Origin of the sequence: Serratia sp. MMO-28, assembly GCF_037199905.1 — a bacterium.
Classification (GTDB): Bacteria; Pseudomonadota; Gammaproteobacteria; order Enterobacterales; family Enterobacteriaceae; genus Chania; species Chania oryzae.
In genome coordinates, this window is the sequence record NZ_JBBCVB010000019.1 from 1 (window position 1) to 12,785 (window position 12,785).

Sequence of the window (12,785 nt, forward strand, 5' to 3'; positions counted from 1 at the left end):
GAGGGAGAAGCTCACCGCTCGATGCAGATTTACGTTACGCCTGCTGCTATCGAGAAAGAAGAATTCACCGACAGACTCAGATTCGAGCGGTTACCTCTCCCACAGGGAGAGGGAGAAGCCCACCGCTCGATGCAGATTTGCGTTACGCCTGCTGCTATCGAGAAAGAAGAATTCATCGGCAGACTCAGACTCGAGCGGTTCCCTCTCCCACAGGGAAGGTGAGGAGCAGAGCTTAAGCGATACCCTGGCTACGCAGATAATCTTCGTAGTTGCCGGTAAAGTCGATCACCTTGTTCGGGGTAATCTCCAGAATACGGGAAGCCAGCGAGCTCACGAATTCGCGATCGTGGGAAACGAAGATCAGCGTACCTTCGTACATTTCCAGCGCCATGTTCAGTGATTCGATAGATTCCATATCCATGTGGTTGGTTGGCTCATCCATCACCAGAATGTTCGGGCGCTGCATCATGATCTTGCCAAAGAGCATACGGCCCTTCTCACCGCCCGACAGCACCTTAACGCGCTTCTTAATGTCGTCCTGGCTGAACAGCAAACGGCCCAGCACGCTACGTACTGCCTGCTCGTCGTCTTTCTCCTGCTTCCACTGGCTCATCCAGTCGAACACCGTCAGTTGGTCATCAAACTCGTATTCGTGATCCTGCGCGTAGTAACCGATCTTGGCGTTTTCCGACCATTTCACGCTACCGTGATCCGGCAACTCATCCCCGACCAGCGTTTTCAGCAAGGTGGATTTACCGATACCGTTGGCGCCCAGAATCGCGACTTTCTCACCCACTTCAACCATCAGGTTGAGCTTGCTGAACAGCGGGCCGTTGTCAAAACCTTTGGTCAACGCTTCCACTTCCAGCGCGTTACGGAACAGCTTCTTATCCTGCTCGAAACGGATGAACGGGTTCTGACGGCTGGAGGCTTTCACCTCTTCCAGTTGGATCTTGTCGATCTGACGGGCACGAGAAGTCGCCTGCTTGGATTTGGAAGCGTTGGCGCTAAAGCGGCTGACGAATGCCTGCAACTCGTTAATCTGCGCCTTCTTCTTAGCGTTGTCTGACATCAGACGTTCACGCGCCTGAGTCGCTGCCGTCATGTATTCGTCGTAGTTGCCTGGATAAACGCGCAGTTCGCCGTAGTCCAGATCCGCCATGTGAGTACACACCATGTTCAGGAAGTGACGGTCGTGCGAAATGATAATCATGGTGCTGTTACGCTCGTTCAGCACCTGCTCCAGCCAGCGAATGGTATCGATGTCCAGGTTGTTGGTGGGTTCGTCGAGCAGCAGAATTTCTGGATCAGAGAACAGCGCCTGCGCCAACAGCACCCGCAGCTTAAAGCCTGGCGCGATTTCGCTCATTGGGCCGTAATGCTGTTCAACCGGAATCCCCACGCCGAGCAACAGTTCACCCGCACGGGCTTCAGCAGTGTAACCGTCCATCTCTCCGTAGGCGACTTCCAGATCGGCCACTTTATAGCCGTCTTCTTCGCTCATCTCCGCCATGGCGTAAATGCGATCGCGCTCTTCTTTTACCGCCCACAGCTCGGTATGGCCCATGATCACGGTATCCAGCACGCTGAACTCTTCAAACGCGAACTGATCCTGGCGCAGTTTACCCAGGCGCTCGTTCGGATCGAGGAACACGTTACCGGCGCTTGGCACCAGATCGCCGCCGAGGATTTTCATAAAGGTGGATTTACCGCAGCCGTTAGCTCCGATCAAACCGTAACGGTTACCGCCGCCAAACTTGACGGAGATATTTTCAAACAACGGCTTACTGCCAAACTGCATGGTGATGTTGTTAGTGCTTAACACAGCGCTCGCTCTTTATTTCATAGGGAATGTGATTTGGCGCGCATTATGCCATAACGGAACTATAGGATCGCCTTCATTTTAGACGACCGGTTGAACTTTCCATCAGGGCATTATCGTAAGAATCTTCTACACTCATTGATATCAGCCGTGATGGATAACAAATTAGTAACATTTTCTCATGTGTACTATTTATTCATCAATGGGTTTACCACTTTCATTGTCGGTGCATAACCCAGAATCGCACTTATGCGCTTCGCCGCATCATATTTTCAACGTCAAGAAGTTCACCTCATCACATTCATGTCATTACACCTTATAAGGATATGGTATGCGCAAGAACGCTTTACCTTTTGTACTTCGACCGATGTCAGCAGCAATAATGGCGGTTCTTCTAGGCTACCCTCTGGGCACGCTGGCGGCGACCATTGAAGGCGGGCAAACCGTGATTGTGCCAGACACACAAAGTTCACCTTGGAATGTGGGCAGTAGTTTGCTTTTGGGAGTAAATGGCGACGGTACTCTGATTATCCAGAATGGAGGGATCGTCTCCAGTACGATTAGTTATCTCGGCGGCAGCTCAACTGGCACTGGCAATGTTATTGTTTCTGGTACCGGTTCGCGCTGGAGCAATGGAACCATATATGTAGGCTATGCTAAAGATAGCAGCGGCACGCTTACCATAGAAAACGGCGGGGTGGTAAATGCCGGGGTCAGTTATATCGGTAGGATAGGTCATAGTTCCGGGCAAGTCCTTGTTTCTGGTGCAGGTTCAACACTTAGCATAACTTCAAGCTCTTTATTTGTCGGATATAGCGGTATTGGCTCCCTTATCGTTAAAGACGGTGGAAAGGTTTCTACTGGTTTGATCTTAGGTATTGGCTACAACAATACTGATCAACCTACAGGTGAGGGTATGGCTACCGTTGATGGTGTAGGGTCAAACGTAAGCATTGGTACTTCGACGATAGTCGGCAATGGGACGAACGGGCAACTGACCATCCAGAATGGCGCTACGGTGACCAACAGCGCTGGTACCATTGGTAGGAGCGGGATTTTACCTGGCACAGGCACCGTCACGGTGAGCGGTGTAGGATCCACCTGGGCCAATGCGGGTATATTGACCGTAGGGAGCTCCCCTGGCCGCGCGAGTGGTACCTTGTATATCGAAAATGGCGGCCTGGTTAGCGCCAACAGCGTTACAGGAAATGGGGTACTCTATTTTGATCAAGGGACTCTGCGCGCATTGTCCTCTCTGCCCGATTTTATCAGCCTGACTGAGGCTGATGGGCTGCAATTGCTGTCCGGTGGCGCAGTTATCGACTCGAATGGCTTTGATATCAGCTCATCTAATGCCTTTACCGGTGTAGGATCGCTGACCAAACAAGGTGCGGGTACGTTAGCGCTGAACATGGCCCAGCAATACACCGGGGCCACCATCGTTAATGCCGGCACCTTGCAGACAGGGCTTGCCAACGCCTTTTCCGGCAGTTCTGATGTGATCGTTAACGGTGGCATACTCAATTTCGCAGGTAATAACCAGTTGGCCAACCGCCTCTCCGGCAATGGCGGTACCATCACCCTTAACGGCGCGACCCTCACCGCCAACAATACCGGTGCCACGGATGACACCCTGTTTGCCGGTACAATTACCGGCGGTGACCTGATTAAAACAGGCGCAGGTCAACTGACTCTCACTAACAACAATACCTTTGGCAACGTCACCGTACAGCAGGGCACTCTGCAATTTTCACAGGCAAGTACCTCCAGTATTTCAGGCGATTATACCGCTCAGAGTGGGGCGACCACTAACATTGGCCAGGTCAACTCTACGCTCAACATCGGCGGTACATTTACCCAACAGGCGGGTTCATTACTCTCCGCCACCCTTGGCGCCTCACCAGACATTACCGCACAGCGGGCGCAGCTAGGCGGCACGCTGTTCATCAACGGCTTTTCTGAGGGGCCCGAGCCGGTAACGGCCAGCGATGCGATCCAGAACGGTTATGTCTTTATTCATACGGTTGAAGGCATCAGTGGTAATTTCAGCAACAACCCGCTGGAACCGAGCGGGTTGGATTACCTTATCCATGAGGGACAACTCACTAATGGCGCTAACGGCGGGTTCGATTACGAGCTGGATTTCCATTTAGCCTGGACGCAGGGCGATGCAACAGAAGGCACCGGCAACTTCACGCTTAACGAAGGTTCCGCTTTTAACGTTGATATCGCACTGGCAAACCAGGCTGTTCCTGACGGCGGGTTTACCAGCGGCTGGGATGGCCAGAGCTTAGTCAAGAACGGCCCTGGGCGGTTGCTGCTGTCAGCTCAGAACAGTTACACCGGGCCAACCACGGTGAATGAGGGGATACTGCAACTCAACGTTGCGGACAGCATCGCGACGAGCAGCGATATCATCGTCAACGGCGGCGTGCTCGATCTGAACGGTTCCAACCAACAGTTTAACCGCCTTGCCGGCAGTGGCGGAGAAGTGCAGTTGAACGGTGCCTCGCTGACCGCGGTGAATACCAGTGCGGCTGACTCCAGCGTTTATGCCGGCGGCATTACGGGCAACGGAACCCTGATCAAGCGCGGTGCGGGCAACTTGACCTTGAGTGGCAACACTGGATGGTCAGGGAACACCGAACTGCAGGGTGGAGGCTTGATCCTTGATGGTTCCGCTGGTGGCGCTCAGCTTACCAGCAACATCATCGGTCAGAGTGGCACCCAACTGAGCTTAAACCATGGTGCAAGCCTGACGGGGTGGGTGGATCCGACAAACGTGAATCTTGATGCCTCAAGCCGCTGGAACATGACCGCTAACTCACAGGTAGATAACCTGTCCAACAGCGGTACGGTGGCCTTTGTCGCGCCTACGGCCAACGATTTTAAAACACTGACGGTGAATGGGGATTACCAAGGGAATAATGGTCTGCTGGTGTTAAATACACGCCTGGGCGACGATGCTTCCCTGACCGATAAACTGGTCGTCGCCGGGAATACCTCGGGCAGCACGCGGGTGCAGATCAACAATGCCGGCGGCAGTGGCGCTCAGTCGCTGAACGGGATTGAGGTCATTTCGGTGGCGGGGCAATCCGCTGGGGAATTTATCCAGTCGGGGCGTATCGCCGCTGGGGCCTATGACTACAGCCTGGGGCGTGGCAGTGCAGCAGGAAGCTCGGAGAAAAACTGGTATCTGACCAGTCAATTGACAGAGCGCCCTGAAGCCAGCGGCTACGCGGTGAACCTGGCTGCGGCAAATAATATGTTTGTGACCAGTTTGCATGACCGAGAGGGGGAAAGGCAGTACATCGACGCCCTGAGCGGTGAGCAAAAAACAACCAGCCTGTGGCTGCGCAATGAAGGTGGACATAACCGCTCCCGCACTACCGACGGCCAATTGAAGACGCAGGCTAATCGTTATGTGGTGCAACTGGGCGGAGAAGTTGCCCAGTGGAGCTATAACGGTGCGGATCGCCTCCATCTGGGCCTGATGGCTGGCTACGGCAACAGCAAGAGTACCACGGTATCGCAAGTGTCTGGTTATAACGCCAAAGGGTCGATTGATGGCTATAGCACCGGAATATACGGTACCTGGTACGCTAACGATGCCGATAAAGTGGGCTTATATGTGGACAGCTGGGCGCAATACAGCTGGTTTAATAACAGCGTTGATGGCCAGGGTTTGGCGAGCGAAGAGTATAAATCCAAAGGTGTGACGGCCTCGGTTGAGAGCGGCTATACCTTTAAAGTGGGGGAAAATACGGCTCAAAACGCGACCTACTTTGTCCAGCCTAAAATACAACTCACCTGGATGGGCGTGAAAGCGGACGATCACAGAGAAGCCAACGGCACTCATGTGTCTGGCGAAGGTGATGGCAATATCCAAACCCGCCTGGGTGTGAAAGCCTTTATGAATGGTTACGCCGATCAAGATAAAGGCAAAAACCGTGTATTCCAGCCGTTTGTTGAAGCAAACTGGGTCCACAATAGCAAAGACTTCGGCACCAACATGGATGGCATGACCGTGAAACAGGACGGTGCCGCGAATATTGCGGAACTGAAACTGGGTGTTGAAGGCCAGATCAATAAGCAAGTCAATATCTGGGGTAATTTTGGCCAGCAGGTGGGCAACAAAGGCTACAGTGATACGGCGGTGATGCTGGGGGCTAAATATAACTTCTAGAGAACGGCAATTTTTAAAATCAAAAGATGGGTCTTTGGTTCTGACAGATGCCTCACCCCACGTTTTCGTGGGGTGAGTTCTTACTGGTATAAGGAAAGTAACCAACCACTGCAACTGACGCAGTTCAATGACCCCGACAATATTTTGTGGCGATTTCCCCCGGTGCTATTATCAAGCTCGCCGTTTTTCACTGCCGATGAAAATGCTGGCTGTCTGCCGGGGCCTGTTCGCGCGGCTCCAGCCCATAGTCACGCACCACCTCAGCCACCCGCAGCCGGTAATATTCCAACACCTCAGCGCGCCCGCGCGCCTGGGCTTTACGGTGCGGATCCAGATTGCGCCACTGTTGCACCGCCGCTTCATCGCGCCAGAATGACAGCGACAATAATTTTTGTGGGTCGCTCAGGCTCTGAAAGCGCTCAATGGAAATAAACCCATCGATCTCCGCCAACAGCGGTTTCAGCTCTGCCGCCAGATCAAGGTAGGTTTCCCGCTGCCCGTCGGCAGCCTGTAGTTCAAAAATAACCGCGATCATCATCACTCCTCAGCAGTAAAAAATTCCGGCACCCGCGCATTCTGCGAAACGCGCCAGCGAAAGTGGGCCAACAGTTCTGGTTCAATCTTGAGCGTCAACAGATGGTGAATGCCGCTCAAGGCAATAGCTTGCGCCCAACCGACTCCAGGGCACCGGTGGCTGCCATAGCCAAAGGCGAAGCTTTCCCCTTCGGTCTGCAACGATATCAGCACCGCCTGCCCGATGGTTAACGGCTTCCCATCCAGTTCGGTAGCGCGCAACGCAAAACGGCGGGTGGAATAGATCGGCGGCGTATGCTGTAGCACGCTAGAGATGCCTTCTTCTGCTGCTACATACCGCTCCTGCATCAATAACAGCGTTTGCCCTAATAATCCGGCGGTGCCCTCACAGGCCTGAAAAAACAGCCCAACGGCATTGGCGATCGCTACCGCACGATCGCCAATATGCTGGCACAGGCGACTGAACAGCGGGCCATCAGCAGCCTGCAGCCATTCACATAATTTCCCGGCGGCAATGGCACCGCTCGCCATCTGCTGTTCGCTGCCGCCAGGGGCAATGCAGCGCACAAAATCCAATACGTTATCTACCAGCACGGTGCGTTCCTGATAAGCCACCCCCAGCAGTTCTGCCAATACGCCAATCGGTAACGCGTAACTGAACCGGGTGAGTTGTTCGGCGGTTAACATGCCGGGAGCCAATGATTGCGCCACACGGGTTGCTAGCTGGTAGATTTCATTATCGCTGAACGACGCTAAAGCCGTGCTGATTGCCGCCTTCAGTTCAGGGTGCCCGGCGTCATCCCGCATACGTACCAATGCGGCAAACAAGGGCTGTGCCGGGGTTGCCAGTAACAGCGTTGGCACGGGTTCATGCGGTGGCCGCACGCCAAGATCGGCATGGGTTAAGGCTGCGCGCACCGCTTGCGGCGTCGCAACAGAAAAGGGGCAGAGCGCCATAGGTATACCTTCAGGTTAAACAGAAGAATCAGCATTGTGGCGTTAGACGAACGATAACACTTCGTTTATGCTCGAAATATGAATGACACCGATATTGAAGATCGCCTGGCAGCACTGACTGCTGCCATCGCCGACCGTACCAGAGCGCGCATGCTGTGCCTGTTGATGGATGGCCGTGCCTACACGGCCACGGAGTTGAGCGCAGCGGTGGATGTAGCCGCCTCAACCGCCAGCAGCCATCTGGCACGCCTGCAGGAACAACGTTTGATCGCCTGTGTGAAGCAGGGGCGTTACCGTTTTTATCGGCTGGCCAGTCAAGCTGTAGCCGAGGTGCTGGAAACCTTGATGGCACTGGCGGGCGTCGAACGGCCAGTGGTGAAAAGCACCACGCCAACCTCACTGCGCTTTGCTCGCACCTGTTACGATCATATGGCAGGCGAAGTCGCCGTTCTGTTGCATAACCGCCTGTTTGAGCTGGCGTGGTTGAGCGGCGACAACGACTATCAGCTCAGTAGCCAAGGGCAAGCGGCCTTGGCGCAGTTGGGGATTGACTGTTCCCCGGCCACTTCCCGGCGGCGTTTTGCCTGCGGTTGCCTGGACTGGAGCGAACGCAAAGCCCATCTTGGCGGTGCACTCGGTGCCGCACTGCTAGCGGCGTTTGAAAAACGTGGCTGGGTTCAGCGCCAGCTAGACAGCCGCGCCTTGCAACTCACTGCCGCGGGTAAAAAGGCGTTGAACGCACATTTTGGCATATCCTTTTAGCAGGTTAACAGGCTAGGTTTACTGCCACATTCATAGGATAGCCTGTTGACGAATCCGTAAATTCTGAGGAGTGCCCATGTTCGATCAAACTCAATTCCCGATCACCCAGCGCTGGCCGGCTAAGCATCCCGATCGCTTGCAACTCTATTCTCTGCCAACGCCAAACGGGGTGAAAGTCTCCATCATGCTGGAGGAGATCGGCTTACCTTATGAAGCGCATCTGGTTGATATCGGTAAAAACGAAACCTGGACGCCAGAGTTTCTGGCGCTGAATCCAAACGGTAAAATCCCGGCGATCCTCGATCCGCACGGCCCCGGCGGCAAGCCCTTGGCGCTGTTCGAATCGGGCGCGATCCTGCTGTATCTGGCAGAAAAAAGTGGCCAATTCCTGCCGAAAGATGCGGCACTGCGTTATGAAACGATCCAGTGGGTCTTCTTCCAAATGGCGGCGGTTGGCCCGATGTTCGGTCAGCTTGGTTTTTTCCACAAGTTCGCCGGGCGCGAGTACGAAGACAAACGGCCGTTAAAGCGCTACCAGCAAGAGTCAAAACGCCTGCTCGGCGTGCTGGAAAGCCGGCTGGCAAGGCGTGATTGGATCATGGGTGCCGATTACACCATTGCCGATATTTCGCTGCTCGGTTGGGTACGCAACCTGATTGGTTTCTACGACGCACGGGAACTGGTGGAGTTCGACAGCTTCCCGCTGGTCGGCCAATGGCTGGAACGCGGATTAGCTCGGCCGGCAGTGCAACGCGGAGTGAATATTCCTGCCCGCGAGGCATAAGTCATGCTTGGGGGTAGCCAAACAGGCTGCCCCTTTTCACCTCGATTGACGCTGGATACGGGGCCTTACCCGCCACCTTCCAGATGACGCCAGATTTATTCCCCTGTTGCCAGTAGAGCATTTTTCGCCACCTGGATACCCCCAGTTAACGCTTGCGTCACCTGTCACACAGGCCTATTATCAAAGAATAAACTTGGATTATTAGTCTTATATTATTGTGAGCTGAATGTCGTAACTGCGGGAGAATTTAAACAATGGATCGCGCCAATATTATTCACGACTTGCTGGACTGGATCGAAACACATCTTGATCAACCGCTGCTGCTGGACAACGTGGCAGCAAAATCAGGCTACTCCAAATGGCATCTGCAGCGTATGTTCCGCAGCACCACCGGGCATGCGCTTGGCAGCTATATCCGCGAGCGCCGTCTGTCGCAGGCCGCGCAGGCTTTACGCTCCACCCCTCGCTCAATCCTGGATATCGCCCTGCAATTTCATTTCGATTCCCAGCCTTCATTTTCCCGGGCATTTAAAAAGCAGTTTGGCAAAACGCCAGCGGTCTATCGCCGCACGCCGCCGCAAGGTATGACAGAAGCATCTCCACAGAGCAGCGCGCAGCAACCCAATTATCACAACGAATCACCCAACCTGCATCTGTTGTACAACGGTAAGTGTACCGATGGTAAATGCACCCAGTGGATGGGGCAGCGCTGATAACAAAAGGGACGCAGTCAGACTCCGTCCCGTTTCCTAAATATGCCAGTATTTGAAGGCATAACTCTCCCTTATTTATACAGCTCCGCGGTGCCGTAGACATGGTTATTCACCGTAGCCGACGTAATGCGGTAAGCGCTGGCCCCCTGCTGTTTGGCATCGGCGGCAATCATCCGTTCAAAATCACTCAAAGTGCCTGCCTGGCTGGAAATTACACCGATTTTCTGCAATTTTTGCGCGTCGGTACTGCTTACTGGCATAGCGGCCAACGCGGCACTGCTGATACAGGCCAAAACTGCGGCCAGAATAATGTTTTTCATGATAAAACCCTCTCGATAACTGGAAATGACCGGCGACCTTAGCCGCCGGATGTCGGCCTGGATTTACTGGCTCATTGCACCTTTTTTCATTTCATCTTTCTTCATGGCATCCTTACCCATATGATCTTTCTTCATATGATCTTTTTTATCGCAGTCTTTGCCCATGCAGTCTTTTTTCATGCTGTCCTTTGCCATATTGTCTTTGGCCATGCCATCTTTCGCCATACCGTCTTTCGCCATGCCGTCGTGTGACATCTGGCTCATCTCATCTTTCTTCATCCCGTCGTGGCTCATATTGTCAGCCGCATAAGCACCAGTGGCACCCAACATCAACGCGCTGCACATCATCACTGCGAATAACTTTTTCATGGTATTTCCTTCTGTCATTTAAAAAGCACCTTTCAGTGCATTAGGGTTGTTCAGAGCAGCTGTCAGCTGCCACCAAACCAGTTGTAACCTTGATCTTCCCAGTAGCCGCCCGGAAAGCGATTGGTGACTTCGATCACCTGAATATGTTTCGGATTTTTGTAGCCCAATTTGGTGGGCATACGCAGTTTCATCGGGTAACCGTATTTACGCGGCAGAATTTGCCCGTCGTAGGTTAACGCCATAATGGTTTGCGGATGTAACGCAGTAGCCATATCAATGCTGGTGTAATAGTCGTCAGCACATTTAAAACTGACATATTTCGCCTGCAGATCGGCCCCGATCGCTTGCAGGAACGCCGCAAACGGCACCCCACCCCATTTACCGATGGCACTCCAGCCTTCCACGCAGATATGGCGCGTTACCTGGTTGATTTGCGTCATCCGATGCAGCTGTGGCAATGTCCAGGGCTGTTTGTGTAACGCCAAGCCTGCCACCTCCAGCTTATAGTCGTCGCCGTTGATCTCCGGCGCTTCGTCCTCGGCGTAAAACGCGTTGAACGGAAATGGCCGGGTGATCATCGATTCCGGGTAGACCGGCGCCAGATGATCGGCATTAAACAGCCAACCCTGTACCCGATCGTTAAACCGTGAAATCCGGCTCAGCGCCTGTTCAACGTGGGTGTTGTCACTCAGATCGCACCCGGTGAGCATTGCAATCCCCCCTAGCGTTAGCCCATTACGCAGGAAACGACGGCGGGATGAAGACTCAAGCTGGCGTGCCAGCAGGCGTTGTGCTTCTTTCACCAAGTCCTGGCCTTCTTGCAGGCTGATAGGTTGTTTTTCTGTTTTCATCACGGATTCCTTAGCGCCCACGCAGCATGGCAAGTAAAGTACGCGGCACTAGCGCCACCATCACCAGATGGATCACCACAAACCCCATCAGCGCCGACATGGCAAAAAAGTGGATGTAGCGCGCCATTTCATAACCGCCAAGCAGCGTGCGCAGCAGTGGAAATTGCACCGACTTCCACACCACCAGCCCGGAAAGCACGATCAGAATGCTGACAACTATCACAAACAGATAGGCGGCCCGTTGCACCATGTTGTAGTGGCGCAAATCGGTATGCTGCAATTTGCCGCGCAGCGCCGCCCACAGATCGATAAAAAACTGGCGCGGGCTGAGTGGCCAGTACTGGCGTTTAAAACGGCCGCTGAACAGGTTAATCAGCAAATAGCACAGGCCGTTAAAGCCAAACAGCCACATCCCGGCAAAGTGCCATTGCAGTGCGCCCCCCAACCAACCTCCCAAGGTCAGCTCATTCATAAAGCGGAAGTTAAACAGCGGCGAAGCGTTGTAGATCCGCCAACCGCTGGTGACCATAATCAGCATCGCCAACGCATTCAGCCAGTGTGTCAACCGTAGCCACAGCGGGTGGATAAGGTGGGTTTTCTCTGGCGTGATCGACATACTCATGGAGTCTCTCCTGACAGCGCCTGTTTCGATGCATTGAGTATTGGCCAGATGTGTTCCCCAATACCTCACGCAAAGTTAAATAAAATGTGACAACTCTGGCGGCAGGGGTTGTGTAAACTTCACTAATAACCAAAAAACGCGGTGGGAAGCATGGATAAGGCAAAACGTATTTTGATCGTCGAGGACGATGCTGATATCGCTGAACTGTTGCAGTTGCATCTGCGCGATGAGGGTTATGCCATCAGCCACGCCGCTGACGGCAATCTGGGGATGGCAATGCTGGAGCAAGGCGGTTGGGACGCCCTGATCCTCGATCTGATGCTGCCGGGGATTGATGGGCTGGAGATCTGTCGCCGCGCACGCAACATGACACGCTACACCCCCATCATCATTACCAGCGCGCGCTCCAGCGAAGTTCACCGGGTGCTAGGGTTGGAACTGGGCGCTGATGATTATCTCGCCAAACCTTTCTCCATGCTCGAGTTGGTGGCGCGGGTGAAAGCGCTATTCCGCCGCCAGGAGGCGATGACCCGTAACCTGCGCATGGAGGCAGGTACCCTGAGCTTCCATGGGCTGATCATCGATCCTATCGCCCGTGAGGTGCATCTGAACCAGCAAGCGGTGGAGCTGACCCCGCGTGAATTCGACCTGTTGTACTTTTTCGCCCGCCATCCGGGCAAAGTGTTCTCACGCCTCAGCTTGCTGAATCAGGTGTGGGGATACCAGCACGAAGGCTATGAGCATACCGTCAATACGCATATCAACCGGCTGCGGATCAAGATCGAAAACAACCCGGCGGAACCCGAGCGCATCCTCACCGTATGGGGTATGGGCTACAAATTCGCGGCCACGCCGCAAGAGTAAA

At 53.9% G+C, this 12,785-nt stretch carries 13 protein-coding genes and 1 pseudogene; 7 read left to right on the forward strand and 7 right to left on the reverse strand.

Features of this window, described 5'->3' with window-relative positions:
• A partial coding sequence (locus tag WG891_RS16780) for a hypothetical protein (protein ID WP_337265221.1) occupies positions 1-222 on the forward strand: 222 nt, incomplete at its 5' end.
• A 10-nt stretch (positions 223-232) separates the two neighbouring features.
• Here WG891_RS16780 and WG891_RS16785 read toward each other — a convergent pair.
• Positions 233-1,825: an ABC-F family ATPase gene (locus tag WG891_RS16785; protein WP_337263910.1), complete on the reverse strand. Its 1,593-nt coding sequence runs from the start codon at positions 1,823-1,825 to the stop codon at positions 233-235.
• Between the two features lie 379 nt (positions 1,826-2,204).
• On the opposite strand from WG891_RS16785, the pseudogene WG891_RS27070 reads away from it, so the two are divergent.
• Both WG891_RS27070 and WG891_RS16790 read left to right on the forward strand, forming a co-directional pair.
• Positions 2,205-2,672, forward strand: a pseudogene (locus WG891_RS27070) (autotransporter outer membrane beta-barrel domain-containing protein); the annotation flags it as partial.
• Positions 2,673-2,687: 15 nt separating this feature from the next.
• On the forward strand, positions 2,688-6,008 hold the full coding sequence (locus WG891_RS16790; protein WP_443006169.1) for an autotransporter outer membrane beta-barrel domain-containing protein: 3,321 nt from the start codon (positions 2,688-2,690) through the stop codon (positions 6,006-6,008).
• Positions 6,009-6,195: 187 nt separating this feature from the next.
• Here WG891_RS16790 and WG891_RS16795 read toward each other — a convergent pair whose 3' ends face one another.
• Positions 6,196-6,543, reverse strand: a complete 348-nt coding sequence (locus WG891_RS16795; RefSeq protein WP_337263908.1) for an antibiotic biosynthesis monooxygenase family protein — start codon at positions 6,541-6,543, stop codon at positions 6,196-6,198.
• A gap of 2 nt (positions 6,544-6,545) precedes the next feature.
• A complete protein-coding gene (locus WG891_RS16800) occupies positions 6,546-7,499 on the reverse strand; it encodes a cytochrome P450 (protein ID WP_337263907.1) in 954 nt (317 codons plus the stop codon).
• A 78-nt stretch (positions 7,500-7,577) separates the two neighbouring features.
• Here WG891_RS16800 and WG891_RS16805 point away from each other — a divergent pair, with 78 nt between their 5' ends.
• From WG891_RS16805 to WG891_RS16815, 3 genes are all read left to right on the forward strand, one after another.
• Complete coding sequence (locus tag WG891_RS16805) at positions 7,578-8,261, forward strand: ArsR/SmtB family transcription factor (protein WP_337263906.1); 684 nt, start codon at positions 7,578-7,580, stop codon at positions 8,259-8,261.
• Between the two features lie 76 nt (positions 8,262-8,337).
• Positions 8,338-9,045, forward strand: a complete 708-nt coding sequence (locus WG891_RS16810) for a glutathione S-transferase N-terminal domain-containing protein (RefSeq protein WP_337263905.1) — start codon at positions 8,338-8,340, stop codon at positions 9,043-9,045.
• A 254-nt stretch (positions 9,046-9,299) separates the two neighbouring features.
• Positions 9,300-9,758 carry a helix-turn-helix domain-containing protein gene (locus WG891_RS16815; protein WP_337263904.1) on the forward strand — a complete coding sequence of 153 codons (459 nt, stop codon included), beginning with the start codon at positions 9,300-9,302 and terminating at the stop codon, positions 9,756-9,758.
• 71 nt (positions 9,759-9,829) lie between these two features.
• On the opposite strand, the gene WG891_RS16820 is transcribed toward WG891_RS16815, so the two are convergent.
• The 4 genes from WG891_RS16820 to WG891_RS16835 form a co-directional block, all read right to left on the reverse strand.
• Positions 9,830-10,078: a YdgH/BhsA/McbA-like domain containing protein gene (locus WG891_RS16820; RefSeq protein WP_337263903.1), complete on the reverse strand. Its 249-nt coding sequence runs from the start codon at positions 10,076-10,078 to the stop codon at positions 9,830-9,832.
• A 63-nt stretch (positions 10,079-10,141) separates the two neighbouring features.
• The gene (locus WG891_RS16825) at positions 10,142-10,447 is read right to left on the reverse strand and encodes a pentapeptide MXKDX repeat protein (protein WP_337263902.1); all 306 of its coding nucleotides are present in this window, start codon (positions 10,445-10,447) and stop codon (positions 10,142-10,144) included.
• Positions 10,448-10,509: 62 nt separating this feature from the next.
• Positions 10,510-11,298, reverse strand: coding sequence for a molybdopterin-dependent oxidoreductase (locus WG891_RS16830; protein ID WP_337263901.1), 789 nt, complete (start codon positions 11,296-11,298; stop codon positions 10,510-10,512).
• A 10-nt stretch (positions 11,299-11,308) separates the two neighbouring features.
• Positions 11,309-11,920, reverse strand: a complete 612-nt coding sequence (locus WG891_RS16835; protein WP_337263900.1) for a cytochrome b/b6 domain-containing protein — start codon at positions 11,918-11,920, stop codon at positions 11,309-11,311.
• 150 nt (positions 11,921-12,070) lie between these two features.
• Here WG891_RS16835 and WG891_RS16840 point away from each other — a divergent pair, with 150 nt between their 5' ends.
• Positions 12,071-12,784 carry a response regulator transcription factor gene (locus tag WG891_RS16840; RefSeq protein WP_337263899.1) on the forward strand — a complete coding sequence of 238 codons (714 nt, stop codon included), beginning with the start codon at positions 12,071-12,073 and terminating at the stop codon, positions 12,782-12,784.
• Position 12,785 lies beyond the last annotated feature (1 nt).

Excerpts from the sequence above, each read along its gene's own strand:
- WG891_RS16795 (WP_337263908.1), bottom strand. The coding sequence starts at position 6,543 with ATGATCGCGGTTATTTTTGAACTACAGGCTGCCGACGGGCAGCGGGAA.
- WG891_RS16800 (WP_337263907.1), bottom strand. The coding sequence starts at position 7,499 with ATGGCGCTCTGCCCCTTTTCTGTTGCGACGCCGCAAGCGGTGCGCGCA.
- WG891_RS16805 (WP_337263906.1), top strand. The coding sequence starts at position 7,578 with ATGAATGACACCGATATTGAAGATCGCCTGGCAGCACTGACTGCTGCC.
- WG891_RS16810 (WP_337263905.1), top strand. The coding sequence starts at position 8,338 with ATGTTCGATCAAACTCAATTCCCGATCACCCAGCGCTGGCCGGCTAAG.
- WG891_RS16815 (WP_337263904.1), top strand. The coding sequence starts at position 9,300 with ATGGATCGCGCCAATATTATTCACGACTTGCTGGACTGGATCGAAACA.
- WG891_RS16820 (WP_337263903.1), bottom strand. The coding sequence starts at position 10,078 with ATGAAAAACATTATTCTGGCCGCAGTTTTGGCCTGTATCAGCAGTGCC.
- WG891_RS16825 (WP_337263902.1), bottom strand. The coding sequence starts at position 10,447 with ATGAAAAAGTTATTCGCAGTGATGATGTGCAGCGCGTTGATGTTGGGT.
- WG891_RS16830 (WP_337263901.1), bottom strand. The coding sequence starts at position 11,298 with ATGAAAACAGAAAAACAACCTATCAGCCTGCAAGAAGGCCAGGACTTG.
- WG891_RS16835 (WP_337263900.1), bottom strand. The coding sequence starts at position 11,920 with ATGAGTATGTCGATCACGCCAGAGAAAACCCACCTTATCCACCCGCTG.
- WG891_RS16840 (WP_337263899.1), top strand. The coding sequence starts at position 12,071 with ATGGATAAGGCAAAACGTATTTTGATCGTCGAGGACGATGCTGATATC.